The following is a 26,201-nucleotide window of genomic DNA, read 5'->3' as shown; positions in this document are numbered from 1 at the left end:
CTCCGCCGGGCGCGGCGGGCGCGCGGCGATTCGCGTCGGTGGGGTACGCGGTGCCGTGGCGCGCCGGATAGGGTCGTGGGTATGACCCACCAGGTGCACGCCTTCGAGCCGCCGGAGCGGTTCGTCGCCGGGACCGTCGGGCCGCCCGGGGAGCGCACGTTCTTCCTCCAGGCGCGCGGCGGCGGCCGGCTGGTCAGCGTCGCGCTGGAGAAGGTCCAGGTGTCGCTGCTCGCCGAGAAGCTGGAGGAGCTGCTCTCCGAGGCGCAGCGCCGCTTCGGCGTGGAGCTGCCCGAGCCGGTGGCCGCCGTCGGCGACAACGACCCGCTGGACACGCCGGTCGACGAGGAGTTCCGGGTCGGCACGCTCGGGCTGGCCTTCGACGTCGACACCGCGACCGTGGTGATCGAGGCCATCGCCGCCGGTGAGGCGGAGGCCGAGGTCGAGCTGGGCGAGCCGGACGACGACGAGGACGTCGACGACGAGCCGGACGACGACCTCGACCGGCTCCGGGTGCGGCTGACCCCCGAGGCGACCCGCGCGTTCATCGAACGGGCCCGACGGGTGGTCAACGCCGGCCGCCCGCCCTGCCCGCTGTGCGGCCAGCCACTCGACCCGGCGGGTCACCTCTGCCCGCGCCACAACGGTTATCACCGGTGACCTCGTCGGAACTCCAGCCCCGACAGGACGGCGACGCCGCGCTCCGGTTGCTCCGCGACGGCCGACTCGACCTGGAGGGGCGACTCGTCGACGCCTCCAACACCACCCTGCGCGGCATCCTGACCCTCGACGGGGCGACCGCGCGGTGTGTCTACAAGCCCGTGCGGGGTGAGCGTCCGCTGTGGGACTTCCCCGACGGCACCCTGGCCGGCCGGGAGGTCTCGGCGTACGTGGTCTCCCGGGCCACCGGGTGGGATCTGGTCCCGCCCACGGTGCTGCGGGACGGCCCGTTGGGGCCGGGGTCGTGCCAGCTCTGGATCGACGAGCCGGAGGAGGCCGAGCCGCTGGTCGGCTTCGTGCCGGCCGACGCGCTGCCGCCCCGCTGGTTCCCGATCGCCGCGGCCCGCGACGACGACGGCACGCCCTACGCGCTCGCCCACGCAGACGACCCGCGGCTGGCCCGCCTCGCGGTGCTCGACGCGGTGATCAACAACGCCGACCGCAAGGGCGGCCACGTGCTGGTCGGCCCGGACGACCGGATCTACGGCGTGGACCACGGGGTGAGCTTCCACGTCGAGGAGAAGCTGCGCACGGTGCTCTGGGGCTGGGCCGGCCGGCCGCTGCCGGGGGATGCCGTGGAGATGCTCGACGCGCTCGCCGGTCAGCTCGCCGGCGCGCTCGGCGCGGAACTGGCCGACCACCTCACCATCGGGGAGATCGCCGAGCTGGCCGCCCGGGTCGACCGGATGCGCCACACCGGCTGTTTCCCGCAGCCGTCGCAGGACTGGCCGGCGGTGCCCTGGCCCCCCATGTGACCGCCCGGCACCGCTTCGGCGGGCTGTCGTGATGATCACTTGTGGGGTGGACGTGTCCGGGTCCGGCGGCTGGTTAGGCTGACGGTCATGGACTCTTGGGTGGGACACGAGGTGCCGCGGCTGCCGGGCAGGGGCGGGCCGCTGGCGTTGTTCGACTCGGCGCGGCAGGGCGTCCGGCCGAGCGAGCCGTCCGGCACCGCGACCATGTACGTCTGCGGCATCACCCCGTACGACGCGACCCACCTCGGCCACGCCGCCACCATGATCGCGTTCGATCTCGTGCAGCGGATGTGGCGGGACGCGGGCCTCGACGTGCGCTACGTGCAGAACGTCACCGACATCGACGACCCGCTGCTGGAGCGGGCCGAGCGCGACGGCGAGGACTGGAAGGTCCTGGCGATGCGCGAGACGGCCCTGTTCCGGGAGGACATGGAGGCGCTGCGGATCATCCCGCCGGCGCACTACGTGGGCGCGGTCGAGTCCATCCCCGACATCGCCGAGAAGGTCCTCGTGCTGCTCAAGGAGGGGGCCGCGTACCGCCTGGAGGACGGCACCGGCGACGTCTACTTCGACATCGCCGCCGCGCCCCGGTTCGGCTACGAGTCCAACCTGACCCGCGAGCAGATGCTGGAGATCTTCCCCGAGCGCGGGGGCGACCCCGACCGGGCCGGCAAGCGCGACCCGCTCGACCCGCTGCTGTGGCGCGGCGCCCGCGAGGGCGAGCCCTCCTGGCCGGGCGGTGACCTGGGTTCCGGCCGCCCCGGCTGGCACATCGAGTGCGCGGTGATCGCGCTCAACCTGCTGGGCGACCGGATCGACGTGCAGGGCGGCGGCAACGACCTGATCTTCCCGCACCACGAGTGCTCCGCCGCGCACGCCGAGCGGCTCACCGGCGCGGCGCCGTTCGCCGACCACTACGTGCACGCCGGCATGATCGGCCTCGACGGCGAGAAGATGTCGAAGTCCCGGGGCAACCTGGTCTTCGTCTCCCGGCTGCGCGCCGACCGGGTCGACCCGATGGCGGTCCGGCTGGCACTGCTCTCCGGGCACTACCGCGCCGACCGCACCTGGACCGACGAGCTGCTGGCGGCCGCGCAGCAGCGGCTGGCCCGCTGGCGGCAGGCCGCCGCCGTGCCCGCCGGCCCGTCGGGGGAGGCGTTCCTGGCCGGCGTACGCGCCCGCCTCGCCGACGACCTCGACTCGCCGGCCGCCCTGGTGCTGGCCGACGAGTGGGCCGCGGCTGCCCTCGCCGGCACCGCGACCGACCCGGCCGCCCCCACTCTCTTCGCCGACACCCTCGACGCCCTCCTGGGCATCCGCCTCTGACCCAGCCCTCGCTTCCCACGCCCCGGTCCCGACCGCGATCTTGCACTGTCGGCCTTGGCGCGCGGCGTGTGTCCGCCTTCGCCGGGCGGCAGGCGCACGAGCGCGGTCGGGAGGGGCAGGAGGGGCGGCGTCAGCCCAGGACCAGCCCCGGGTCGGGGTCCGGGTCCGGGGCGGGGGAGGGGACCTTGTACTCCTCGGTCAGCGTGGTGACCGGGCCGGGCCAGGTCGCCTGGGCGACCTCGATCGGCTTGCGGTGGCCGTCGTACGCGACGTGCAGCAGGTGCAGCACCGGGGTGTCGGGACGGATCTGGAGGATCTCCGCCTCCTCCCGGCTGGGCTGGCGGGCACTGATCGTGTCGGTGGCCGAGACGTACCGCCGGCCGGTGGCATCCTCGGCCTCCTGGTAGAGCGGCCGGCCGAACGCCTCGGCGCGCTCCAGGGACGTGCCGGCGGTGTCGGCGGGCAGGAACCACGAGGCGCCCACCTCGACCGGCGAGTCCTCGGTGCGGACGAGGTGGCGCCGGCAGAGCAGCTCGGTGCCGTCGGCCACGCCGAACGCGTCGGCCACCTCGGGCGGGGCGGGGGCCCGGCCGACCGAGACGAGCTGCTGCCGGTACCGGGCGGCCAGGTCGGTGTGGTAGCCGCGGAAGCCGCCGTACCGGCCCCGGGAGAGCCGGTTGAGCCGCCGCCGCGTGCCCCGGACGTACGTCCCGGAGCCGGGCTTGGTGATCAGGATGCCCTCGACCCGCAGCTGGTCGACGGCCCGCTGCACGGTCTGCTTTGCCACGCCGAACATCTCGGCGATCGCCGGGATGGACGGCAGCCGCTCGCCGGGCCCCCAGTCGCCGCGGCGGATCTGCGCCTTGAGCTGCGCGGCGATCTGTCGGTGCGGGAACTCGGCCGCCCCCGGATTGATCTGCATGCCCGCCTCCTCGATCACAGCTAGGTTCCTAGGATGCCGTAGAGGTGGTGACGGCGCCACCCCGGACACGCGGAAAGGGCCCCGGACGACACGCGTCCGGGGCCCGGGGCGGGCAGGGGAGAGGCGCTACCAGGAGCCGGCGGTCGGGCCGGCGGAGCCGCCACGGCGGCGCAGGTACTTCTCGAACTCCTGGGCGATCTCGTCGCCCGTCAGCGGGGTGATGCCCGCGTCGCCGACGCGTTCCTCCAACTCGCGCACGTAGTCGCCGAGCTCGGCGTCCTGCTCGGCGGCGCTGCGCACCCGCTGCTCCCACTCGGCGGCCTCCTCGGCGAGGTCGGCCATCGGCACCGGCAGGTCGAGCACCTCCTCGACCCGGTGCAGCAGGGCCAGGGTGGCCTTCGGGCAGGGCGGGTTGTTGGCGTAGTGCGGCACGTGCACCCAGAACGACACCGCGTCGACCTCGGCGCGGTTGCAGGCGTCGTGCAGCACGCCCACGATCCCGGTCGGGCCGTCGTAGCGGGTGGGGGTGAGCTGGTAGCGCTGCGCGGCCTCCGCGTCGGAGGCGCTGCCGCTGATCGGCAGCGGCCGGGTGTACGGCACGTCGGCCAGCAGGGCGCCGAGCACGACCACGCGCTCGACCTCCAGGCTGTGGCAGATCTCCAGCACCTGCTCGCAGAAGGTGCGCCACCGCATGCTCGGCTCGATGCCCCGGATCAGCACCACGTCCCGTTCGGTGCCCTCGGGGCTGGCCACCATGAAGCGCGTGGTGGGCCACTCCACCCGGCGGGTCTCGCCCTCGGCCATCGTGATGGTGGGGCGGCTGACCTGGAAGTCGTAGAAGTCCTCCGGGTCGAGCTCGGTGACCTGGCGGGCCTGCCACACCTGCTCCAGGTGCTCCACGGCGGCGGTGGACGCGTCGGCGGCGTCGTTCCAACCCTCGAACGCGGCGATCGCCACGGGGGACCGCAGCACCGGCAGTCCGTCGAACTCGGTCACGCCGTCACCTCACCCTGCTCGTCGGGGGCGGTGCCGGGACCGTACCCGGTCGCCCGCCCGCCGGGCGTGGTGCTGTCGCTGTAGTCCTTCACGTCCGTCAGCCTACGTCCCGGCGCGGGAAGCGGCCCGTCGGCCGCGCCGGTCGGGCCCGACGTCGGCCGGTCATAGCGCGATGAACCGGACGGCGTGATCCCGCTGACAGAATGTGGGAAGACAGGCACGGGGGAGCCCATCGGGTCGCGGCGGCACTAACCTGAACCCCGTGCGGACCTCATTGCTCGACGTGCTGGCAGACCGGATCCTCATCGCCGACGGCGCCATGGGCACGATGCTGCAGGCGGCTGACCTCACCCTCGACGACTTCGAGGGCTACGAGGGCTGCAACGAGATCCTCAACGTCACCAGGCCGGACGTGGTCCGCGGGGTGCACGAGGCGTACCTGGCCGCCGGCGCGGACTGCGTCGAGACCAACACCTTCGGGGCCAACCTGGCCAACCTCGGCGAGTACGACATCCCGCACCGCATCCGCGAGCTCTCCGAGGCGGGGGCGCGGATCGCCCGGGCGGCCGCCGACGCGTACGCCACGCCGGAGCGGCCCCGGTTCGTGCTCGGCTCGATCGGCCCGGGCACCAAGCTGCCCACCCTCGGGCACGCCGCCTACGCGACCCTGCGCGACGCCTACCAGGAGAACGCCGAGGGCCTGATCGACGGCGGTTCGGACGCGCTGATCGTGGAGACCTGCCAGGACCTGCTCCAGGTCAAGGCCGCGGTGGTCGGCTCGAAGCGGGCGATGGCCCGGCTCGGCCGGACGGTCCCGATCATCTGCCACGTCGCCGTGGAGACCACCGGCACCATGCTGGTGGGCAGCGAGATCGGGGCGGCGCTGGCGGCCATCGAGCCGTTGGGGGTCGACCTGATCGGGCTGAACTGCTCGACCGGGCCGGCCGAGATGGGCGAGCACGTGCGCTACCTCTCCCAGCACTCCCGGATCCCGCTGTCGGTGATGCCGAACGCGGGCCTGCCGGTGCTGACCGCGGACGGGGCATACTTCCCGCTGACCCCGGTGGAGCTGGCCGACGCCCTGGAGCGGTTCGTCACCGAACACGGCGTCTCGCTGGTCGGCGGCTGCTGCGGCACCACCCCCGAGCACATCCGGGTCCTGGCCGAGCGCCTGCACGGCACGAGCCCCGTACCCCGCGAGGCGCGGCACGAGGCGGGGGTCTCGTCGGTCTACCACCCGGTGCCGTTCGCTCAGGACGCCTCCCTGCTGATGGTGGGGGAGCGGACCAACGCCAACGGCTCCAAGGCGTTCCGCGAGGCCATGCTCGCCGGCGACTGGCGGGCCTGCGTGGAGATCGCCCGTGGCCAGGCGCGCGACGGCTCGCACCTGCTGGACCTGTGCGTCGACTACGTCGGCCGCGACGGCACGCAGGACATGCGGGAACTCGCCGGCCGCTTCGCCACCGCCTCCACCCTGCCGATCATGCTGGACTCGACCGAGCCGGCGGTGATCGAGGCGGGGCTGGAGATGCTCGGCGGGCGGTGCGTGGTCAACTCGGTCAACTTCGAGGACGGGGACGGCCCCGAATCCCGGTACGCGCGGGTGATGCCCATCGTCAAGGAGCACGGAGCCGCCGTGGTGGCGCTGCTCATCGACGAGGAGGGGCAGGCGCGGACCGCCGACTGGAAGGTGCGGGTCGCGGGCCGACTGATCGAGGACCTCACGGGGCGGTGGGGGATGGACCGCGCGGACATCCTGATCGACGCGCTGACCTTCCCGATCGCCACCGGCCAGGAGGAGACCCGGCGCGACGGCATCGAGACGATCGAGGCGATCCGGGAGATCGCCCGCCGCTGGCCGGGCGTCAACTTCACCCTCGGCATCTCCAACGTCTCCTTCGGGCTCAACCCGGCCGCCCGGCAGGTGCTCAACTCGGTCTTCCTGCACGAGTGCCGCCAGGCGGGCCTGACCAGCGCCATCGTGCACGCCAGCAAGATCCTGCCGTTCAACAAGATCCCCGACGAGCAGCGGGAGGTGGCGCTGGACCTCGTCTACGACCGGCGCCGCGAGGGCAACGACCCGGTGCAGAAGTTCATCGAGATCTTCGAGGGCGTGGATGCCGCGTCGGCGCGGGCCGGCCGGGCGGAGGAACTGGCCGCGCTGCCGCTGGAGGAGCGGCTCAAGCGGCGGATCATCGACGGCGAGCGCAACGGCCTGGAGGCCGACCTGGACGCGGCGATGGCGCAGGGGCGCAGCCCGCTGTCCATCATCAACGACATCCTGCTCGACGGCATGAAGGTCGTCGGCGAGTTGTTCGGCTCGGGCCAGATGCAGCTGCCGTTCGTGCTCCAGTCCGCCGAGGTGATGAAGACCGCGGTGGCGTACCTCGAGCCGCACATGGAGACCGCCGAGGACGGCGGCAAGGGCCGCATCGTGCTGGCCACCGTGCGGGGCGACGTGCACGACATCGGCAAGAACCTGGTCGACATCATCCTGTCCAACAACGGTTACGAGGTCGTCAACATCGGCATCAAGCAGCCGATCAACGCGATCCTGGAGGCCGCCGAGCAGCACCGGGCCGACGCCATCGGCATGTCCGGCCTGCTGGTCAAGAGCACCGTGATCATGAAGGAGAACCTGGCCGAGATGGCCTCGCGCGGGGTCGCGGAGCGCTGGCCGGTGCTGCTGGGCGGGGCGGCGCTGACCCGGGCGTACGTCGAGGACGACCTGCGGGCGATGTTCCCCGGCCAGGTGCACTACGCCCGGGACGCCTTCGAGGGGCTGTCCCTGATGGACCGGGTGATGACCGCCAAGCGTGGTGGGGCGCCCGTGATCGACGCCGAGCGGGAGGCGGCCCTGGCGGCCCGCCGGGCCCGCCGCGAGCGGCAGCGGGCGATCGTCAGCGAGGCGCTGCCGGCGCTGGACGACGCCTCGGTCCGCTCCGACGTGGCCACCGACGTCGAGGTGCCCGCCCCGCCGTTCCTGGGCACCAGGGTCGTCAAGGGCGTGCCGCTCGCGGACTACGCGGCGCTGCTCGACGAGCGGGCCACCTTCCTCGGGCAGTGGGGGCTGCGCGGCGCGCGGGGCGGCAAGGGACCGTCCTACGAGGAGCTGGTGGAGACCGAGGGTCGGCCGCGGCTGCGCTACTGGCTGGACCGTCTCATCGCCGACCAGGTGCTTGAGGCCGCCGTCGTGTACGGCTACTTCCCGGCGTACGCCGAGGGCAACGACCTGGTGGTGCTGGACGAGAACGGGCACGCCGAGCGGGCCCGGTTCTCCTTCCCCCGGCAGCGCCAGGAGCGGCGGCTCTGTCTGGCCGACTTCTTCCGCCCGCGCGGCGACGAGCTGGACGTGGTGGCGTTGCAGCTGGTCACGGTGGGCCAGCCGGTCAGCGAGTACGCCGCCAAGCTGTTCGCCCGCAACGAGTACCGCGACTACCTGGAGGTGCACGGGCTGTCCGTGCAGCTCACCGAGGCCCTGGCGGAGTACTGGCACCGGCGGATCCGGTCCGAGTTGACCCTGCCGGGCGGCCGTACCGTGGCCGACGACGATCCGGCCGACCTGGCGGGGCTGCTGCGCACCGACTACCGGGGCTGCCGGTACGCGTTCGGCTACCCGGCCTGTCCGGACCTGGAGGACCGAGCGAAGATCGTGGAGCTGCTGGGCTCGGATCGGATCGGTGTGCAGTTGTCGGAGGAGTTCCAGCTGATGCCGGAGCAGGCCACGGACGCGATCGTGGTGCACCACCCGGAGGCGAGCTACTTCAACGCCAAGTAACTCACGCATGGCAGCGCAACGGATCGGGGTTGATCCGCGACTCGTATACGAACAGAGGCCAGCACATCGTTGGCCGCCGCGAGCACAGGTGAATACTCGGCTATTTGGGTTGCCTGGTTGATGGTGTCGCGGTTTGCGTGACTCCCTCCTGCCGCAGTTCCAGGATGTAAGGCTGGTTGTTGGTCTGTAGGAACCGGACTTCCAGGTCGAGTCCTGGGTGTAGGTAGCGCCCGTCTGGTTCTGCCAGTAGTACAACCGGTTGCTGGTCAGCGGCGGAGAAGGTCAGTTGGCCGTTGGTGACCGCGATGTCGATCGGGTAACCGTCGTGTAGGACGTAGCGGCCCGTCACGTCACTGGGCGGCGCGGCTGTGATGCTGGTGGCGTACTGACGGTCCGCGGCGGCGCGGATGCTGGCCAGCAGCTCCCATCCATCCTCCGAGTTGGTCATCGCAGCGACCGCGGTGCCGCTGTCGGGCCACACGTAGGAAAAGCAGGTATAGCCAACGTTCAACCCGGTGTGTCCGACACGCCGGCGCCCGGCGCGGTCGTCGACCTCAGTGCCGAGCCCGTAGCTGCCGGCAGGAATCTGCGGTGTCCACATCTCGGTGGCCAGGTCGCGGTCGAGCAGCTTCGAGTCTCCCGAGGCCGCCCGGGCGATCTCGAGGTCGAGCAGGAGCAGGTCGGTCGGGGTGCTCCACAGTCCAGCTGCGGCCGTCTCCGGCTGCACTCGCCAACCGCCGGGAATCCCGGTGCCGCCCCCGTGATGGCCACGAGCCACCAGATGCGGTCGCTGGTGCGGAAACTGCTGGTCGAAGCTGCTGTCGGCCATGGCGACCGGTTCCAGCACCAGAGTTTGCATGAGGTCCTCGAACGGGATTCCGGTCGCGTCCACCATCAGCTGCTGGAGCACGGAGTAGTGGCTGCCCGAGTACCGGAAGCGGCTACCCGGCAACAGGGTCGACCGAACCGGTGGAGTAGTCGTCGAGCCGCTGCCTTCCAGGACCTGCAACAGCGACGGGGCGCGATCAGCGGCATAGCCGCGGTACCAGGTGTCGGACAAACCCGCCGTGTGCGCCAGCAATTGTCGTAACGTAACTCCCGGTTGCTGACCCTCGCGGTCGAGTAGTTGCCACGAGGTGAGGTACTCGCCGATGTCGGTCTCCAGGTCCAGGACACCGTCCTGGACCAGTAGCAATGCGCCGAACGCGGCGACATGCTTACTGATCGAACAGGCCGCAAACGCGGTGCCCGCGGTCACCGGCGTCGACGTCTCGCCACCCGTGACGCCATACCCCGCCGCCCACACCCGCCCGCTCACGTGCCCGACTGCGATGCTGACCCCCGGCACCTGATAGATGCTCATCAGATCGGACAACGCCGCGGTGTCCGGCGAGAGCCGCCCGGAAGACACATGCCGGTCAAGTTGGCCCAGCAATGGGACCCAGTCCTGAGAGATACCCACGTCTTCCACGGCGCCGATTCTCGGCCACACGTACCCGGTGGATCAACGCGATGGCGGACGCGTTCACCGACGCGGGCTTCCGCCGCTTCCATGCCGGTGCCGGGACCGGCGGCGGTCTCGGGATACGCGGTGCTGACGCGGCGCGAGCGGTTCCCGGCGTAGCGGTGAGTCGTACGCCGCCGTCTCCGCCTGGCTCGTGCTGCGCGATCCCCCAGCCGCCGCTGTGGGACGGGAGCGAATGGGGGCGCTGTTTCGGGGTACCCGACCGGGCCGAGACGAGCCGAGGGGGAGGCCCGATGGGCATGGCGAACCAGCCCGGGGATGGCGGCCGACCAGCCAGTCCCACCGACCGCCTGGCGGAGGACGTGGCCGAGGTGGTACGCGAGGAGGTTCGAGCGGTACGCATCCAGCTCGCGGACGCCGCCCGCCCGGCCGGGTTCGGCTTCGTGCTGCTGGCCGCCGCCGGAGGGTGTGCGGTGCTGGCTGTCGGGGCGGCCTCGGCGACCTCGCTGCGCATGTTGGAGGCGTTCCTGCCGCGACGGCTGGCGGCTGCCGGGATGACCGCCGGGTACGTGGCCGCTGCCGTGTTCCTCGGCGCCGCGGGCCTGGATCGGCTGCGTGCGGCGGGCGGAAGGTCCGCCCGGCTGGCGGACGAGGTACGCGACGCGGTGTCCAGCACCGCCGGCCGGGTGGTGCCGGCCGGTTCCTCGGCCGCCCGCGACGAGCTGGGGCGCTGAACCAGATCCGCAGCGGATCGGCCGTGGCGCTGGTTCTCACCTCGTTTGCCGGGCGGAGCGTCGGGTACCGCCGGCAGGATGCGGGGGCCGCACACAGGAATGGACGGTGGGCGATGAGACGGAGTCGGATCGACGACGCGATCGTCGGAAGGATTGGTGACGCCGCGGGCACCCTCGTCGACCCCAGGAGAGGACTTGGTCAGCTGAAGTCGTCGGTCTCCGGTAAGCAGATCGCGCTGCTCCTGGCGGGTCTGGTCCTCGGCCTGCTGATCTCGCGTCGCCGCCGCGGCTGAGCGGTCGCGGGCCGCCCGGCCCTGGCCGAGCTGCACCCTGCGCACCTCGCCGCCGTGGCCGCCGCCCACGGGTCTTCGTCCGGCGGCATCCGTCCGGCATGTCACCGCCGCTCTGCCGAAAACGTCAGGTCGGACGTTTGCCGCGAATCGTCACGGGTAGCTCGCGACGGATCGGATGTCGGGTGGCCGTCCGGACCGCGGGGTACGGATTCAGGAGGCGTGACGTGCAGGAGATCGTAGGCGAAGGCCTTGCCCGACGACTGGTGGAGTGGGGCGTCGACACCGTCTTCGGCCTCCCCGGCGACGGCATCAACGGCCTGATGGAGGGCTTTCGTCGGCAGCGGGAGAGGCTGCGGTTCGTGCTGGTGCACCACGAGGAGGCGGCGGCCTTCATGGCCACCGGGTACGCCAAGGCCACCGGCCGGATCGGGGTGTGCGCCGCCACCTCCGGGCCGGGCGCCATCCACCTGCTCAACGGGCTTTACGACGCCAAGCTCGACCACGTCCCGGTGCTCGCCATCACCGGCATGCAGGAGACGTCGGTGCTCGGCTCCCACTACCAGCAGGAGGTACACACGGCGCTGCTCTTCCAGGACGTGGCGGAGGCGTACAACCTGATGGTCACCAACCCCCAGCAGGTGCCCGGCGTGGTCGACATCGCCATCCGGCACGCCCTGGCGCGGCGCAGCGTCGCCCATCTGACCTTTCCCAACGACGTGCAGGTCGCCGCCGTCGGCGAGGACCCCTACCGGCACGTCAGCCCGGGGGTGCCACCGGCGAGCAGCGCCGTGGTGTCGCAGCCGCCGGTGGCGCCGGCGCAGGTCGACCTGGCCCGGGCGGCGGAGGTGCTCAACGCCGGGAAGAGGGTGGCCATGCTGGTGGGCGTCGGCGCCCGCCACGCCCGGGACGAGGTGCTGGCGGTGGCTGAGGCACTGGCCAGTCCGATCGTCAAGACCCTGCCCGGCAAGCTGGTGGTGCCGGACGACCATCCGCTCACCACCGGCGGCCTCGGCCTGCTCGGCACGAAGCCGAGCGAGGAGCTGATGGAGGAGTGCGACACCCTGCTGATGGTGGGCACCTCTTTCCCGTACGGGAAGTACCTGCCCGGGCCGGGGCAGGCCAAGGTGGTGCAGATCGACATCGACGCGAGCCTGATCGGCCTGCGCCTGCCGGTGCAGGCGGCGGTGACCGCGGACGCGAAGCTGGCGTTGCAGCAGCTGCTGCCGATGCTCCAGGCCCGCTCGGACCGGTCCTTCCTGACGAAGTACCAGCGGGCGCGGGACGCCTGGCGCGCGGACATGATCGCCCTGCAGGACCCGGGGCGGGATCCGATCGCCCCGCAGTACCTGATCAGCTGCATCGACGCGGCCGCCACCTCGGACGCCATCCTCACCTGCGACTCCGGCACGATCGCCACATGGGCGGCGCGGCACTGGACCATCCGCGGCGGCCGCGAGTTCTACCTCTCCGGCAATCTGGCCACCATGGCGCCGGGCCTGCCGTACGCGATCGCCATGCAGCACGCGTTCCCCGGCCGGCAGGTCATCGCGTTCGTCGGCGACGGCGGCTTCGCCATGTTGATGGCCGAGTTCCTCACCGCCGTGCGGCACGAGCTGCCGATCAAGGTGGTGATCAACAACAACAACTCGTACGGCCAGATCCTCTGGGAGCAGATCGTCCTCGGCTACCCGGAGTACGCGGTGCGGCACCGGCAGCCCGAGGCCGACTTCGGTGCGTGGGCGCGGGCCTGCGGTGGGTACGGCGTGAAGGTCACCGACCCGAAGGCGGTGCCGGACGCGATCCGGGGGGCGTTGGCCCATCCGGGCCCGGCGCTGGTCGACTGTGACGTCAACCCGGACGAACCGCCGATGCCCGGCAAGGTCCGGTACGAACAGGCCAAGCACTTCACCGAGGCGTTCCTGCGGGGCCAGCCGCACAAGGTCGCGACCCTCGCCACCGTGGCCCGAGACAAGATCAACGAGCTGCGGTCATGACCCGGCGCGTCACCGGCACGGCACGGAGGGCAGCTCCGGCCACGGAGCCGGTGTCCCTGCCCGGGCCCGTCCTGCGGCCGCCCGAGCCGGCGTACGACGTCGACCTGGCCGCGCTCGCCGCGGACCTGCGCGCCGAGGTGGACGGGGAGGTGCGCTTCGACGCCGGCGCACGGGCCGCGTACGCCACCGGTGGTTCCAACTACCGCCAGGTGCCGCTCGGCCTGGTGGTGCCCCGCACCGTCGAGGCGGCGGTGGCCGCGGTCGCCGTCTGCCGCCGCCACCGCGCGCCGGTGCTCTCCCGGGGCGGCGGTACCAGCCTGGGGGGACAGGTGACCAACGTGGCGGTGGTCATCGACTGGTCGAAGTACTGCAACCGGCTGCTGGAGGTCGACCCGCAGGCCGGCACCTGCCTGGTGGAGCCCGGCATCGTGCTCGACACGCTCAACGAGTTGCTGGCACCGCACGGGCTGGAGTTCGGGCCGCGCCCGTCCACCCACAGCCACTGCGCCATCGGCGGAATGATCGGCAACAACTCCTGCGGCTCCACCGCGCAGCGCAGCGGCAAGGTGGTCGACAACCTCGTCGAGATGGAGGTACTGCTCTACGACGGCACCCGGATGTGGGTCGGCGAGACCAGCGACGAGGAGTACGCCGAGATCGAGCGACGGGGCGGCCGGCAGGCCGAGATCTACCGCCAACTGCGGGCGCTGCGCGACGAGTACCAGAGCGACATCCGTACCCGCTACCCGCGCATCCCGCGCCGGGTCTCCGGATACAACCTGGACAGCCTGCTGCCGGAGAAGAACTTCCACGTCGCACAGGCGTTGGTCGGCTCCGAGGGGACGCTGGTCACCGTGCTGCGGGCCCGCTTGATGCTGGTGCCGGTGACACGGGCCAAGTCGATGGTGTTCCTGTCGTACCCGGACATCGCCGCCGCCGGAGACGACGTGCCGCGGGTCCTGCCGTACGACCCGATCGCGTTGGAGGGGCTCGACGACAAGCTGATCAACTTCGAGAAGCGTAAGCACCTGCACCCGGAGGCGCTGCACAAGCTGCCCGCGGGCGGCGGCTGGCTGATGGTGCAGTTCGGTGGCGACACCCGCGAGGAGGCCGACGCCGCGGCCGAGCGGATGATCAACGACCTGTGCCGCGACGGCGGGCCGACCGCGCACCGGTACGACAACGAGGCAGACGAGCGCCAGATGTGGCTGGTCCGCGAGTCCGGACTCGGTGCCACCGCCCGGGTGCCGGGTGAACCCGACACCTGGGAGGGCTGGGAGGACTCGGCCGTCGCTCCCGAACGGCTCGGCGACTACCTGCGCGATCTCGACGCGCTGTTCCGCGAGTACGGCTTCGAAAAGGCCTCGCTCTACGGGCACTTCGGGCAGGGCTGCGTCCACACCCGCATCCCGTTCAAGCTGACGACCGCCGAGGGGGTGCGGCAGTTCCGCTCGTTCGTCGAGCGTGCCGCGGATCTGGTGGTCTCCTACGGGGGCTCCTTCTCCGGAGAGCACGGCGACGGGCAGTCCCGCGGCGAACTGCTGCCGAAGATGTTCGGCGACCGGCTTGTCAGCGCGTTCGGGCAGTTCAAGGCGATCTTCGATCCGGACGACCGGATGAACCCGGGCAAGCTGGTGGCCTCCTACCCGTTGGACAGCCACCTGCGGCTCGGCGTCGACTACAACCACGGCCAGGTGGCGACCCACTTCCACTATCCGGACGACGACGGCAGTTTCGGCCGGGCGGTGCTGCGCTGCGTGGGCGTCGGCCAGTGCCGGCGAGAGCACGGCGGGGTGATGTGCCCGTCCTACATGGTCACCCGGGAGGAGGAGCACTCCACCCGGGGCCGGGCGCGCCTGCTGTTCGAGATGCTCGACGGCACCGCCCGCGGCGGCACCATCTCCGACGGTTGGCGCTCCGAGGCGGTCCGCGACGCGCTCGACCTCTGCCTGGCCTGCAAGGGCTGCAAGTCCGACTGCCCGGTCAACGTGGACATGGCGACGTACAAGGCGGAATTCCTGTCCCATCACTACCAGGGCCGGCTCCGGCCCCGCCCGCACTACTCGATGGGCTGGCTGCCGGCGGTGGCCACGGTCGCCGCCCGGGCGCCCCGGGTGGTGAACGCGCTGGCCCAGGCGCCCGGGCTGAGCCGGCTCGCCAAGCTGGCCGGCGGCATCGACCAGCGCCGGGAGATCCCGGTCTTCGCGGCCGAGACCTTCCAGCACTGGTTCGCGGACCGCTGGCCGACCGGCGACGGCTGGCGCGGCGAGGTGATGCTCTGGCCGGACACGTTCACCAACCACCTCCAGCCGGGCATCGCCCAGGCGGCCGTGGAGGTGCTGGAGGCGGCGGGCTGGCGGGTCCGGGTGCCGGAGCAGCCGGTCTGCTGCGGGCTCACCTGGATCTCCACCGGACAGCTCGGCATGGCGAAGAAGGTGCTGCGGCGGACGGTGGAGGTGCTCCGACCCCACCTGCGGGCCGGCACCCCGATCGTGGGGCTGGAACCGAGCTGCACCGCGGTGTTCCGCAGCGACGCCCGGGAACTCTTCCCCGACGACGAGGACGTGCACCGTCTGCGGCAGCAGACCGTCACCCTGGCCGAGCTGCTGCACGACCACAGCCCCGGATGGCAGGCGCCGAAGCTGCCCGCGCACGCACTGATCCAGACCCACTGCCATCAGCACGCCGTCCTCGGCACCACCGCGGACCAGGCGGTGCTCACCGATGCGGGGGTCCAGGCCGAACTCCTCGACTCGGGCTGCTGCGGGCTGGCTGGCAACTTCGGCTTCGAGGCGGGGCACTACGAGGTCTCCGCGGCCTGCGCCGAACGGGTCCTGCTGCCGGCCGTCCGGGGCGCCGCCGACACGGACGTCATCCTGGCCGACGGCTTCAGCTGCCGTACGCAGGTCGAGCAGAGCGCCAACGGCGGCCGCTCCGCGATCCACCTCGCCGAGCTGCTGCGGGCCGGCCTGCGTGGTGAGCGGGTGACCGCCCGCCCCGAGCAGGGGTGGGGGCAACGCCCGCAGCGGCCCTCCCGGGCTGCCCGCCTGCTCGCCACCAGCCTCGTCGGGCTGGCCGCGCTGGCGCCGGTCGCCGCGCTGGCCAGCCGCCGCCGGGGGCGGTGACGGCGGTGCGGCTGAGCGCGGCGGCGTACCGGGTACCGACCGACGCGCCCGAGGGCGACGGCACCTTCGCCTGGGACAGCACCACCATGGTGCTGGTCCGCGCGGAGGCCGACGGCCAGGTGGGCACCGGCTGGACGTACGGGCCCGCAGCGGTGGTTCCGGCCGTCACGGATCTGCTCGCGCCCGTGGTGGCCGAACTCGACCCGGACGATGTGCCGGCTGCGTGGTCGGCCATGCGGCGGCGGCTGAGAAACGCCGGGCGGCCCGGAATCGCCGGCTTGGCGCTCTCCGCAGCCGACTGCGCGGTCTGGGACCTCAAGGCCCGCCGGCACGGCCTGCCGTTGGCCCGGCTGCTCGGCACCGCCCGTCGGCAGGTGCCGGTCTACGGCAGCGGCGGATTCACCACCTACGACGCCGAGCGGCAGCACCGGCAGCTCTCCGGCTGGGTACACGACGAGGGCATCCCACGGGTCAAGATCAAGATTGGCGAGTCCGGGGGCACCGACGCGCCGCGGGATCTGGCCCGGATGGTGGCCGCCCGACGCGCCATCGGCGACGACGCCGAGTTGTACGTCGATGCGAACGGCGGATACCAGCGCAAGCAGGCGGTACGGATGGCCCGGGCCGCGGCCGACCTCGACGTGCGCTGGTACGAGGAACCGGTCAGCTCGGACGACCTGGTCGGCCTCGGGCTGGTCCGCGACCAGGTGCTGCCCGACGTCGCGGCGGGGGAGTACGGCTTCGACCTCGTCTACTTCCATCGGATGGCCCCGTACGTCGACTGCTTGCAGATCGACGTCACCCGGTGCGGTGGCATCAGCGAATTCCTTCGGGCGGCGGCGGTGGCCGCCGCCTCGGGCCTGGAGGTGTCCGCGCACTGTGCGCCCCATCAGCACCTGGCCGTGGCGGCAGCGACGCCGAACCTGCGCCACATCGAGTGGTTCCACGACCACGTCCGGATCGAGGCGATGCTCTTCGACGGTGCGGTGTCCGCGGCGGGAGGCGGCGCCCCGGTGCCGCTGGACCGGCCGGGCCACGGGCTGGAGCTGCGTGCCGCCGAGGCGGAGCGGTACCGGGTGGGCTGAGGCTGCGCCGGAGAGAGGAAAGGGTGCGATGGACGCGACGACGGCGGTGCCGGCCTGGCACACCAGTGCTCGCCCGACCGGTCGGGGCAGCACGGTGACCGCCCGGCCGGCCGGCTGGCGGCGGGACGGTCGGCGATGAGGGCGCACGAGCTGCACCACCAGACCGGACGGGTCCTCGTGGTCGTCTGCGACAAGGGGGAGGAGGCGGTCGAGGCCGTGGGGGCGGCGCTGCGCGAGCATCGGATACACGCCGCCCGGGTGACCGCCGTCGGCGGTTTCGCCGACGCCGAGGTCGGGTGGTTCGACCGGGAGACCGGCGACTACCGACCGATCCCGGTACGCGAGCAGGTCGAGGTGCTCTCCCTGCTCGGCGACGTTGCCGAGCGGGGCGGGGAGCCGGCGCTGCACGTGCACGCGGTGCTCGGCCGCGCCGACGGCAGCACCGTGGGTGGGCACCTGCTCCGGGGCCGGGTGTGGCCGACGCTGGAGGTGATGATCTCCGAGGTGGCGCCTGAGTTGGCCAAGCGGGTGGACCCGGAGACCGGGCTGGCACTCATCTCGGGCACGGGCGGCGGGTAGACCGCTCAGCCGGCCGATGGGCAGGGTGCCGCCTGACCCAGGTTACCGCCGTCTCCAACATCAGCGCGTGCACGAACGCCTGGGGCAGGTTCGCGCGCAACTGCCGCTGCTGCACGTCGTACTCCTCGGTGAAGAGGCCCGCCGGGCCGCAGGCGGCCCGGCTCCGCTCGAACCACCGGTTCGCCCCCACGACGTCGCCGGCCTGCCAGGCGGCCATCGCGGCCGCGAAACCGCAGAGCAGGAACGCTCCCTCGGCGTCCCCAGTGGGCGGCTGTCGGGGCGGAACCGGTACAGGTATCCGTCGCATTCCAGCTCCGCCAGGATCGCCCGCCGGGAGGCCTCGGTCCGCGCGTCCCCTGCCGGCGCCGCGCCCCGGATGCCGGGGAAGAGCAACGCGGCGTCGACCCGCCCGTCGTCGTACGCCCGCTGCCAACGCCCGGACGGATGCTGCCCGTGGGCTGCCACGTCGGCGAGGATCGCATCGGCCAGGGCCAGCCATCGTCCTGCCTGTCCGCCCGACGCGACCCCGGCCGCCGCGCGCAGCCCGGCCACACAGATCAGCTTCGAGTGGGTCCACTGGCGGGGCGGCAGTTCCCAGATGCCGGAGTCCGGCTCGCGCCAGCGTTTCCCGGTGATCCGGGCCGTCAGCTCCAGCGCCTGCCACGAGGCCTGGTCCAGCCGGTCGTGCCGCCCGGCGACGGCCAGCAGCAGCGTCTCGCCGAGGACATCGAGCTGGAACTGGCCGCGGACCCAGTTGCCGACCCGCGGCGGCGCCCCTGGATATCCGGCCAGGTAACCCAGTTCCTCCTGGTCCGGCACCGGGTCGCCGTCAACGGTGTAGGCGGGGGAGAGCCGATCGCCGTCGGCCAGCACACGTTCGGTGAGGAACGCGACGGCGTAGTCCAGCAGGTCGTACCGGCCGATGAGCGCCGACGCCCGGCCGGCGAAGGTCTGGTCCCGCAGCCAGGCGTACCGGTAGTCGAAGTTGTGCCCGGCCAGCGCCCGCTCCGGCAGTGCCGTGGTCGCCGCCGCCACCATCCCCCCGCCGGGCTGGGTGAGGCCGCGCAGCACGACGTACGCGAAAACGGCGTCCCGCTGGGCGGGCCGCCGGCCAGCGGGGGAGCGAGTTGCCGCCAGGTGTATTCGGCCGTCCGCCACAGCTCGAAGGACTCGGGCGGCGCCTCGCCGAGCGGGTGGGTGGCGATCTCCAGCACCAGATCGTGCCGCCCGCCCGCCGGGACGGTGATCTCGCCGCAGAGCGGGCCGTCCTCGGTCCGGCCGAGCATCTCGCCACCGCTGTGCCGCAGGTGCAGGCCGCCCGAGCGGGCCAGCCAGTGGGGCCCTCCCGCCGTACGTCGCGCATCGGCTCGCGGCCGAAGTCGGCCCGAGGATCCAGTCGGACCGGACGACCGCCTCCCGGTCCACTGCGCGGATCTGGCGCAGCAGTACCACCCGATGCTTCTCGCCGGGAAAAGAGCGCCTCGCGGCATTCGATGATCCCGTTCGTGGTCACCCAGCGGCTCACCCAACCAGGGAGGCCGCTTCGTAGTGCCCTCCCCAGATGAACCGCGGGTTCGCCGGGGTCACGAGGTAGTCGCCTCGGCCGCCGATGAGCCGGCTGAAGAGGGGGAGGGTCGGCCCAGCCCGGGGCGCAGAGCCAGCTCACGTTCCCGTCCGGACCGACGAGCGCGCCGCGGCGCCCGTCGGCGAGCAGCGCGTACTCCCGCAGCACATGGGGCCCATGATCGGCAGCGGCCTCCGGTCCGTTCGGCTTATCGTCGCCCCCGCGCACCGCCCGCACCTCCCACCTGCGTCGCAGGGCCTACCCGCCCCGCCCGCCCCTACACCCCTCCGTTCAACTTCCGACTACCCGGTCGCGCAGCGGGTAGCCCTGGGTCTGCGTCGATGGCTACGTGTGGGTGCGGCATGGCTCGGTCTCGGTTTCGACTACTCGTAGACGCAGGCCGCCCTGAGGATGTCTGCTACCAGCGACCACGTGGGCTGCTCAGGCAACTCTCGGCCTTGATTGCGTGCCCAGCCATCCATGCTGCCGATCCAGCGGGACGCGGCGTCGAGGTACCGGGGCAGGTCGACGTTCTCCCAGTAGTCCGGAGGCGTAGCCGACGCCTCGGCGAGCGCCCGAACGTAGGCCGCCAGATCCTCGCGGCTCGTCACCGCGCCAGTGTCGTTGAGATCCATCAGCGGATGATCGCTTACCGTCAAAGGGGTTCGCCGCAGCCCTCCAAGGCCCTCCCGCAAGGCCGTGACGATCACGGGATCCCGGAGCACCGCCGAGGGCAGGCGGTCGCTGCCGCGCCGACTCGCGGCTTGCCACCGGATACCGGGGCCAGGCGCGGAGAGTTGCCGACATGGCAAGCCGCCCCGACCCGAAGGCCGGGGGCGGTAGGCCGCACGCAGCCGGGCAGCCGCGCGCCCACCGCGCAGCCGTGCCAGCCACGTGCCAGTAGCGAGTGTCCCGACGGTCTTCAGCGATATGGTCGGGCAGCACGACACCGCCGCCGACCAGGCGATCCGGACAGTTCACGACAGCCGAGAACGATCTTCCAACTGGCGGTGCGGGGATCTTTCTTGTCCTGGCTGTTTCGGTGCGCCACTGTCGCAGTGTGGGCAAGAGCAGGAAACAGAAGCGCCTGGCGGAGGCTGGGCTCCGTTTGCAGGAGGAGCGCGACGCAGACTGGGTGTCGCTGGCCTGGTCCGAGGACCAGGCCGCCGTAGTGGCTCAGGCATGGAGGCGCCTGGCTGACTTTGGCGTTGATCTGCCACCGCGACCGACTCGCCGAGATCTCTGGGCCGCTGGCATCGCGGACACGGACATCAAGATCGATCACTTCTACCTCGGTCCGGAGCGGGGTATCTGCGCGATCCAGATCAGTGTGCGTCGGGCAGCGCTGGATTCCGCGCGGCGTAGACCGTGATTGAGCACTCCGGTCGGTCCGCCCTCGCGGCTGTCGGCGGAGTTGCCGAAATTTGGACGGTGCGCCGGCTTGCGGTTCCACCGGTGCCAACTGGTACTCCTCATTACGGTTCACCGCTCTCGCGTGCGAAGAAGACTGCGGCTCTTTAAGATCTCCTTCTCCAGTTCCAGCTGCGCGACCTGACGCCGCAAGCGGATCAGCTCGGCTCGCTCGTCAGCGGCCAGGTCACCGGGCGGGCTGCCGTCGCGTTCCTGACGCAGATGCTACGAGCGGCTCGGCGGTCTCGCGGCGGTGCAGAAGCAGGACGCCTTACCGAAGACGCTGCCGGCTACCTTGAGCCCTACCTCAAGCGCGCCGCGCTAGCGTTGCTGTCCGTCTACGGCACCCTGTTCCTGTCCGGCTCGATGGCCGCCGCCGGTCCAACGATGCTGCCACCACCCGTACCTTCCTCGCCGCCCCCGGCCACGCCGCCGGCCAGCCTGGAGCCGACGCCAACCACCTCTGGACCGCGTTCGGCCCGACCAACGTCGCCATCCACCGCGTCGCCACCGCCGCCGAGCTGGGCGACCTACAAGTCGCCATCGACCTCGGACCGCGAGTCGACACCGTCGGCCTACCGATGGAGCGTCGGGTACGACACGCCCTCGAAGTCGCCCGTGCCTACAGCTCGTGGAACCGTCTCGACGACGCCCAAGCCGTCCTCCTCGACGCCGAACAGATGTGGCCTACCACTGCGCGACCGGCTGAACCCGGGCAGTCAGGAGTCACGGCCGGGCGCGACGTAGCGCAACGCAAGGAATGACTCGTACTGGTTGGTCTCTGCCAAGGCCCACGGCGTGTACGCCTCTGCGTGCAGCAGTCGGGTGCCGGAGCCGACCAGGACTGGTGCGACGCCGATGTGAAGCTCGTCGACGAGGTCGGCCTGCACGAACTGGGTCGCAAGCTCGGCACCGCCGAGGATCCAGACGTTCTTCCCCCTGGCCGCCTCGATCAGCTGCGGGTGTACCTCGGTTACGTCGCTGTCGGTGAAGCGTAGGTCAGCGCCGTCGTGGTGCGGCAGTTTGCGATGGGTGAAGACCCAGGTAGGTCGGTCGCCGTAGAACCAAGGGGCGTTATGGCGATAGATGAACTCGTACGACCGCGCCCCCATCGCGATGGCACCTACCTGATCGAAGAACCGCTCGTAGCGCCGCCGTTTACCCCTCCAGATTGCTGAACTGGGAGAGCCAGTCAAGCTGTTCGGCGGGTTCGGCGATGTACCCATCGATGCTCATGGCGACGAAATACTGCGTCAGGGTCATGCACGGACACTAGGACCAAGCGACGGTCCCGCTGTCCGGCGGCCCGTACTCGGGTCGCCGAGCTACCGTGCATGGAATCGAATCGGCCGGGCCATCCACGGGCCAGTAACCGTGGTGCCCAGCGGTCATGAGGAGGCACGAGCGGCATCTGGCTCTGCCGCTGCCCGCAGGCGTTTCGGGCATCACGACCGCTTGAGCACGCTCTTCCAAACTGAGGGTGCCGCATGCCAGAGGCGTGGCTCTAGCCGGCGTGGTCCACCCAGTCTCGTGCGCTACGGTGCTCGCTGTGATCCGGCAAACCATGGCGGCCTCCGTGGATAAGACGAGCGAGGTCGAGGCGGCTGAGGTTTGGCTGAACGCCAACCGTGACGCTCTGACCTACGCCGAAGAGGAAGGTGGCTGCGGCTGCTGCGTCCGGGTGTGGAAGTTGGAGGGACCTGCCGAGGTTTTGGCGACAATTCCCTACGAGGTCTCGGCTTCCTCCGACTGGGATACGGCCTAGCCACTCCGCTCAGCCGGCGGGCGGGCGCGCGGCGGGTCGGAGGTCCAGAGAACGACGCGCCGTCAGCACGGTCTCCCGACGCTTGTCGGGGCCTTGATCTTTGCGATGCAGGGGAGTGCGGGGCGTGCCCGTCGTGTGCCCGATGGGACGGGATCCTAGGGTCATCGGCGGTCAGGTCCTGGACGCGGCGGCCGGCATGGCGGCGCAGGTCAAGCCAGGTCGACACCCCGCGACTATCGACCGTGTCCATACTTCCTAAACCGTGTGGCTGTACAGCCATCCGTACAGCCAAGCCCGCTTGCGAGCGCCGACGCTGCCCGACAACGACGGACGGGCTGACCAGGGGCGAAGCCACCCGACCAGCCATCCCTGATCTTCTTCTAAATCCTAGGCCGGTCGTGGCCGCCAGGCGCAGGCTTTGACAACCGACAACGAGGCTCGCGGCTACGACGAGCGGGGGCGAACAGTTGCGGTGATCCGGGAAGATCACCGACATGACAGAGGTCGACAAGGCGGTCGAACGGATCCGGGCGACGGGAGCATATCGGCTGCTGGTCGTCGGGTACCGCTGCCTGCTCGTCGGGCCGCTCATGATGGGTCTGACCATCGGCGCGATAGCGCTCTGGTCCCTGAAGCCACCGCTGGTCTGGCTGCCGATCACCATCACGTTTGGGACAGTGTTTGTCGGGGTGGCTGGGATATGGGTGGGGCTAGCGACTCTGTACGCCCGTCGACTCATGCCACGTGGTGGCACTAATCGACACGCAGCCTTGATGAGGACCCTGCGACGGGACGTGATGCCGCGAGCGAGGCGTGGCAAGTAACAGTCCGCATCTAGTCCGCAAGAGGTCGGTGGACAGCGGGGGAGCAGTGTGAGATGCCGAGAGGTGTTTCCGCTGCTAGACCATCATGCCGCGCCACCCACCCGGAGTCCACCCCCGCCTGCGACCAGGTCGGCGGGGCGGCCAGTTTGATCTCGTAATGCGTAGGTCGCTGATGCGGTCGCTTCCAAGATGCAGTTCGGCTCGACGCTCGAACAGGTCATGGCGATCTTCTCCAACGTGCTCGACATCGACGAGCACGGCCAGGTGACGAACGCAGGTGATGCCGAGTGGCGCGCCGCGCAGTACATCCGCCGCTACTGCGACCGGGAGTACACAGTCGAGCCGCCATTCGAGGCTTGGGAGCTAGAACTGCCGTGACGAGGCTTGGCTGTACAGCCACCCGTACAGCCAAGCCGACCGACGGAGACAGTTAGGGGTCGACGCGAGTCGACAAGGCGAGCAGGTCAACGGCAGCCACCGACGCCAGCCGACAGCAGTCTTGATCTTTGCAAGGCAGGGGTAGGCGCTTACCCACGCTCGCGGGCTGCCCTGCGGGCGGCCTCCGGCCGTCCTCGGGCGCCCGCAGCGCGTCGTGCCGGAAGTCAGCGGCTCGTCAGCGAACGCCGTACCGCGTGGTCCGACTCGATCTTGCTCGACGGCACGACCGATGCGTCTGACCACGCGGTACGGCACTTGATCACGCCGGCTGCTACGTCAGGTCAGTTTCCCCCCCGGCGGGGGTCGTCCATCCGCGAGCGCCTTCCGGCCAGGTGAAGATCCGCCAAGTGCTACTCGGTCTTCCAGCCTCTGCGATCACGATGATCCCTCACCCTGCCCGCGCGCACGCCTGACACGGTTGTCGAGCCAGAGCGCCAGCCCTTCGCGACAGCGGTACGCCGCGATGCCGGTCACCAGGACGGTGATGAGGATGGTCCAGAACCAGAATCGCGGGCCCACCCCGTGGGGTGGGCTTGCGTCACGGGTGAGACCGCTGCGGATCACGTCGTCGGAAACGTCGATCGCGACGACGTCTTTTGGGGCGGTGAGCAGGGTGGTGGGAGCGTCCGCGCCACGGGCGAGGGCCAGCACCCGCACAGTGCCGACGTTGCCGTACGCCAGTCGCTGATCCATTTCGAGGGGCGCGTCGAACGCGGCGGGAGCGTGGGGTGCGGGTTGGTAAGCGACGACCCGCGCACTCCCATCCACCGCCCAGCCCAGCAGCCGAATGGCGGTCACACCGGAGACGGCCGGCGTGTCCATCGCGCCGAGGTCCCTGCCCGTGGCCGGGTCGATCCGCCGCAGGCTCCAGCTGCCGCCGTCCCGCCGGGTGACCGTCAGCGCCTGGCCGTCGGTGCTCCAGGCGCCCTTGCCGGCCAACTCCGTCTCGGGCGCGAGGGTGAACGAGGAGAGCCGCCGGCCGTCGAGGTCGGCGACGGAGACCGTCCGCCCGGTCTGGAAGGCGAGCCGTGCACCGTCCGGGGCGAATGCGACCGGGGACCCGTTCCCCTCGTAATCGTCGGCCAGCCGGGTCCGGCGGTCGCTGTCCAGCCAGATGATGCTCAGCACCTGCCGGTAGGCGCTGCGTTCCGGGTTGGCTGGCACAGTGTCTCGGACGACCAGCGCGCGCCCGTCCGGCGACCAGCCCGCCGGTTCGACCATGACGGTGCCGGAGACCCCGCTGGCCACGGTACGGCTGCGCCCGGTCACCAGGTCGACGATCTCCACTCGGGGACGTGTGTAGCCGACTGATCTGAAGGCGACCCGGCGACCGTCGGGAGACAGCACCGTGTCCTCACCGGCTTGCGCCTCGATCTCCCCATTGATGATCCGGTAGCGGTCGGCGTCCGCACCGACGACCGCGATGATGCTGCCCTCGTTGCCGTACATCAGGCGCGGGGCCTGACCGGTGAAGATCACCGAGGCGGGACCGGGGCGCGGTCGATCGGTGGCGTGCAGGCTGCCGAAGGGCGGCACGCCGACCCGGTCGGGCAGCGCGGCCTCAGCGCCGGCCGCCGGGTCGACGGCGGGGGTACCCGCCAGCGGCAGCACCGCCCCGGCCAGCGCGACCAGCACCAGCGCCGCCACGGCCGCGAGCGTGGTACGGCGGCGGGAGCGGTGGGCGGTGGCGAGCGCCCGTTCGTAGACCGGGTACGCGGGAACGTCGGCCGCCGCAGTGTGCAGCGACTCGCGTAGTCGGGCGGTCATCGCGGGCTCCTCTCCGCTGCACGGTCGACCAGGTCGGGGGCGATGGCACGCAGCCGGCGTACCGCGTCGTGGCCGTGCCGCTTCACCGTGCCGACGGAGCAGCCCAGCACCTCGGCGACCTGCGTCTCGGTCAGGTCCTCGTAGAACCGCAGCACGACCACGGCGCGTTGGCGCGGGGTGAGCTGGCGCAGCGCGGCCGCCAGGGTGAGCCGCAGGGCCGTCGCGTCGGAGTGGTCGTCGCCGGGCCGGTCGGTGGGCTCCGGGTCCAGCCGTTCGGCGAGGCGGCGGCGCCGCCACCAGGAGACTTGCTGGTGGTACATCACCCGCCGCACGTACGAATCCGGGTCGCTGTCGCGGATGCGTCGCCAGTGCTGGTACGTCTTGGCCAGCGCGCTCTGCAGCAGATCCTCGGCGAGCTGGTGATCACCGGTGAGCAGATAGGCCGTCCGGGACAGCGCTGGTGAGCGGTGTGCCACGAACTCGTGGAACGTCTTGGTCATGCCCACCCCCTCGCCAGGTAAGACGCCTCCCGTCGCCGCGATGGTTGAGGCCGGGCACGGCGACAACATCGCACCGCCGCGCCTGACGCCGGTCAGCCGGTGAAACCGCCGTCCACGTTGACCACCGCGCTGGTCACATACTCGCCGCTCAGCAAGGTTGGCCC

Annotated in this window: 20 protein-coding genes and 1 pseudogene; 13 read left to right on the top strand and 8 right to left on the bottom strand. The window is 71.4% G+C overall.

Annotation, left to right across the window (positions count from 1 at the left end; all coding sequences use genetic code 11):
- Positions 1–81: 81 nt before the first annotated feature.
- From ABT006_RS08745 to mshC, 3 genes are all read left to right on the top strand, one after another.
- Positions 82–657, top strand: a complete 576-nt coding sequence (locus ABT006_RS08745) for a DUF3090 domain-containing protein (RefSeq protein ID WP_350704365.1) — start codon at positions 82–84, stop codon at positions 655–657.
- On the top strand, positions 654–1,472 hold the full coding sequence (locus ABT006_RS08740) for an SCO1664 family protein (RefSeq protein ID WP_350704363.1): 819 nt from the start codon (positions 654–656) through the stop codon (positions 1,470–1,472). The genes ABT006_RS08745 and ABT006_RS08740 overlap by 4 nt, the downstream gene beginning before the upstream one ends.
- Before the next feature lie 87 nt (positions 1,473–1,559).
- Positions 1,560–2,798: a cysteine--1-D-myo-inosityl 2-amino-2-deoxy-alpha-D-glucopyranoside ligase gene (gene mshC / locus ABT006_RS08735; RefSeq protein ID WP_350704361.1), complete on the top strand. Its 1,239-nt coding sequence runs from the start codon at positions 1,560–1,562 to the stop codon at positions 2,796–2,798.
- A 130-nt stretch (positions 2,799–2,928) separates the two neighbouring features.
- On the opposite strand, the gene ABT006_RS08730 is transcribed toward mshC, so the two are convergent.
- Positions 2,929–3,720: a GntR family transcriptional regulator gene (locus ABT006_RS08730; RefSeq protein WP_350704359.1), complete on the bottom strand. Its 792-nt coding sequence runs from the start codon at positions 3,718–3,720 to the stop codon at positions 2,929–2,931.
- Between the two features lie 126 nt (positions 3,721–3,846).
- Positions 3,847–4,716 (bottom strand): PAC2 family protein, encoded by an 870-nt coding sequence (locus ABT006_RS08725; protein ID WP_350704357.1) that lies wholly within the window; start codon positions 4,714–4,716, stop codon positions 3,847–3,849.
- A 262-nt stretch (positions 4,717–4,978) separates the two neighbouring features.
- Between ABT006_RS08725 and metH the strand changes: the two genes are divergently transcribed.
- Positions 4,979–8,494: a methionine synthase gene (metH, locus tag ABT006_RS08720; RefSeq protein WP_350704355.1), complete on the top strand. Its 3,516-nt coding sequence runs from the start codon at positions 4,979–4,981 to the stop codon at positions 8,492–8,494.
- 100 nt (positions 8,495–8,594) lie between these two features.
- On the opposite strand, the gene ABT006_RS08715 is transcribed toward metH, so the two are convergent.
- The gene (locus tag ABT006_RS08715) at positions 8,595–9,965 is read right to left on the bottom strand and encodes a serine hydrolase domain-containing protein (protein WP_350704353.1); all 1,371 of its coding nucleotides are present in this window, start codon (positions 9,963–9,965) and stop codon (positions 8,595–8,597) included.
- Between the two features lie 287 nt (positions 9,966–10,252).
- On the opposite strand from ABT006_RS08715, the gene ABT006_RS08710 reads away from it, so the two are divergent.
- The 6 genes from ABT006_RS08710 to ABT006_RS08685 all read left to right on the top strand — a co-directional run bounded on the left by ABT006_RS08710 (position 10,253) and on the right by ABT006_RS08685 (position 17,769).
- Positions 10,253–10,693 (top strand): phage holin family protein, encoded by a 441-nt coding sequence (locus ABT006_RS08710; protein WP_350704351.1) that lies wholly within the window; start codon positions 10,253–10,255, stop codon positions 10,691–10,693.
- Positions 10,694–10,806: 113 nt separating this feature from the next.
- Entirely contained in the window at positions 10,807–10,986 is a 180-nt protein-coding gene (locus tag ABT006_RS08705) for a hypothetical protein (protein ID WP_350704349.1), read from the top strand.
- 224 nt (positions 10,987–11,210) lie between these two features.
- Entirely contained in the window at positions 11,211–12,980 is a 1,770-nt protein-coding gene (locus tag ABT006_RS08700) for a thiamine pyrophosphate-dependent enzyme (protein WP_350704347.1), read from the top strand.
- Positions 12,977–16,105 (top strand): FAD-binding and (Fe-S)-binding domain-containing protein, encoded by a 3,129-nt coding sequence (locus ABT006_RS08695; protein ID WP_350704345.1) that lies wholly within the window; start codon positions 12,977–12,979, stop codon positions 16,103–16,105. Before ABT006_RS08700 ends, ABT006_RS08695 begins: the two co-directional genes overlap by 4 nt.
- Before the next feature lie 5 nt (positions 16,106–16,110).
- On the top strand, positions 16,111–17,190 hold the full coding sequence (locus tag ABT006_RS08690; RefSeq protein ID WP_350704343.1) for an enolase C-terminal domain-like protein: 1,080 nt from the start codon (positions 16,111–16,113) through the stop codon (positions 17,188–17,190).
- 135 nt (positions 17,191–17,325) lie between these two features.
- A complete protein-coding gene (locus tag ABT006_RS08685; RefSeq protein WP_350704341.1) occupies positions 17,326–17,769 on the top strand; it encodes a PPC domain-containing DNA-binding protein in 444 nt (147 codons plus the stop codon).
- Between the two features lie 5 nt (positions 17,770–17,774).
- On the opposite strand, the pseudogene ABT006_RS08680 reads toward ABT006_RS08685, so the two are convergent.
- Positions 17,775–19,561, bottom strand: a pseudogene (locus ABT006_RS08680) (glycoside hydrolase family 15 protein).
- A 155-nt stretch (positions 19,562–19,716) separates the two neighbouring features.
- Entirely contained in the window at positions 19,717–19,968 is a 252-nt protein-coding gene (locus ABT006_RS08675; protein WP_350704339.1) for a DUF7660 family protein, read from the bottom strand.
- 425 nt (positions 19,969–20,393) lie between these two features.
- Here ABT006_RS08675 and ABT006_RS08670 point away from each other — a divergent pair, with 425 nt between their 5' ends.
- A complete protein-coding gene (locus tag ABT006_RS08670) occupies positions 20,394–20,705 on the top strand; it encodes a hypothetical protein (RefSeq protein ID WP_350704337.1) in 312 nt (103 codons plus the stop codon).
- Between the two features lie 757 nt (positions 20,706–21,462).
- On the opposite strand, the gene ABT006_RS08665 is transcribed toward ABT006_RS08670, so the two are convergent.
- Positions 21,463–21,855 carry a dihydrofolate reductase family protein gene (locus ABT006_RS08665; RefSeq protein ID WP_350704335.1) on the bottom strand — a complete coding sequence of 131 codons (393 nt, stop codon included), beginning with the start codon at positions 21,853–21,855 and terminating at the stop codon, positions 21,463–21,465.
- Positions 21,856–22,292: 437 nt separating this feature from the next.
- On the opposite strand from ABT006_RS08665, the gene ABT006_RS08660 reads away from it, so the two are divergent.
- Positions 22,293–22,508 (top strand): hypothetical protein, encoded by a 216-nt coding sequence (locus ABT006_RS08660; RefSeq protein ID WP_350704333.1) that lies wholly within the window; start codon positions 22,293–22,295, stop codon positions 22,506–22,508.
- Between the two features lie 1,013 nt (positions 22,509–23,521).
- Positions 23,522–23,710, top strand: a complete 189-nt coding sequence (locus ABT006_RS08655) for a DUF7677 family protein (protein ID WP_350704331.1) — start codon at positions 23,522–23,524, stop codon at positions 23,708–23,710.
- A 435-nt stretch (positions 23,711–24,145) separates the two neighbouring features.
- Here the strand turns inward: ABT006_RS08655 and ABT006_RS08650 are convergent, their stop codons facing one another.
- Both ABT006_RS08650 and ABT006_RS08645 read right to left on the bottom strand, forming a co-directional pair.
- Entirely contained in the window at positions 24,146–25,537 is a 1,392-nt protein-coding gene (locus tag ABT006_RS08650) for a hypothetical protein (RefSeq protein ID WP_350704330.1), read from the bottom strand.
- Positions 25,534–26,037 (bottom strand): SigE family RNA polymerase sigma factor, encoded by a 504-nt coding sequence (locus ABT006_RS08645; RefSeq protein WP_350704328.1) that lies wholly within the window; start codon positions 26,035–26,037, stop codon positions 25,534–25,536. The genes ABT006_RS08650 and ABT006_RS08645 overlap by 4 nt, the downstream gene beginning before the upstream one ends.
- Positions 26,038–26,201: the final 164 nt, after the last annotated feature.

It is taken from the genome of Micromonospora sp. NPDC002717, assembly GCF_040295705.1.
GTDB lineage: Bacteria > Actinomycetota > Actinomycetes > Mycobacteriales > Micromonosporaceae > Micromonospora.
This window is presented reverse-complemented; position numbering and strand designations above follow the sequence as displayed.

Excerpts from the sequence above, each read along its gene's own strand:
- ABT006_RS08745 (WP_350704365.1), top strand. The coding sequence starts at position 82 with ATGACCCACCAGGTGCACGCCTTCGAGCCGCCGGAGCGGTTCGTCGCC.
- mshC (WP_350704361.1), top strand. The coding sequence starts at position 1,560 with ATGGACTCTTGGGTGGGACACGAGGTGCCGCGGCTGCCGGGCAGGGGC.
- ABT006_RS08730 (WP_350704359.1), bottom strand. The coding sequence starts at position 3,720 with ATGCAGATCAATCCGGGGGCGGCCGAGTTCCCGCACCGACAGATCGCC.
- ABT006_RS08710 (WP_350704351.1), top strand. The coding sequence starts at position 10,253 with ATGGGCATGGCGAACCAGCCCGGGGATGGCGGCCGACCAGCCAGTCCC.
- ABT006_RS08705 (WP_350704349.1), top strand. The coding sequence starts at position 10,807 with ATGAGACGGAGTCGGATCGACGACGCGATCGTCGGAAGGATTGGTGAC.
- ABT006_RS08695 (WP_350704345.1), top strand. The coding sequence starts at position 12,977 with ATGACCCGGCGCGTCACCGGCACGGCACGGAGGGCAGCTCCGGCCACG.
- ABT006_RS08685 (WP_350704341.1), top strand. The coding sequence starts at position 17,326 with ATGAGGGCGCACGAGCTGCACCACCAGACCGGACGGGTCCTCGTGGTC.
- ABT006_RS08675 (WP_350704339.1), bottom strand. The coding sequence starts at position 19,968 with ATGGATCTCAACGACACTGGCGCGGTGACGAGCCGCGAGGATCTGGCG.
- ABT006_RS08665 (WP_350704335.1), bottom strand. The coding sequence starts at position 21,855 with ATGGGGGCGCGGTCGTACGAGTTCATCTATCGCCATAACGCCCCTTGG.
- ABT006_RS08655 (WP_350704331.1), top strand. The coding sequence starts at position 23,522 with ATGCAGTTCGGCTCGACGCTCGAACAGGTCATGGCGATCTTCTCCAAC.
- ABT006_RS08650 (WP_350704330.1), bottom strand. The coding sequence starts at position 25,537 with ATGACCGCCCGACTACGCGAGTCGCTGCACACTGCGGCGGCCGACGTT.
- ABT006_RS08645 (WP_350704328.1), bottom strand. The coding sequence starts at position 26,037 with ATGACCAAGACGTTCCACGAGTTCGTGGCACACCGCTCACCAGCGCTG.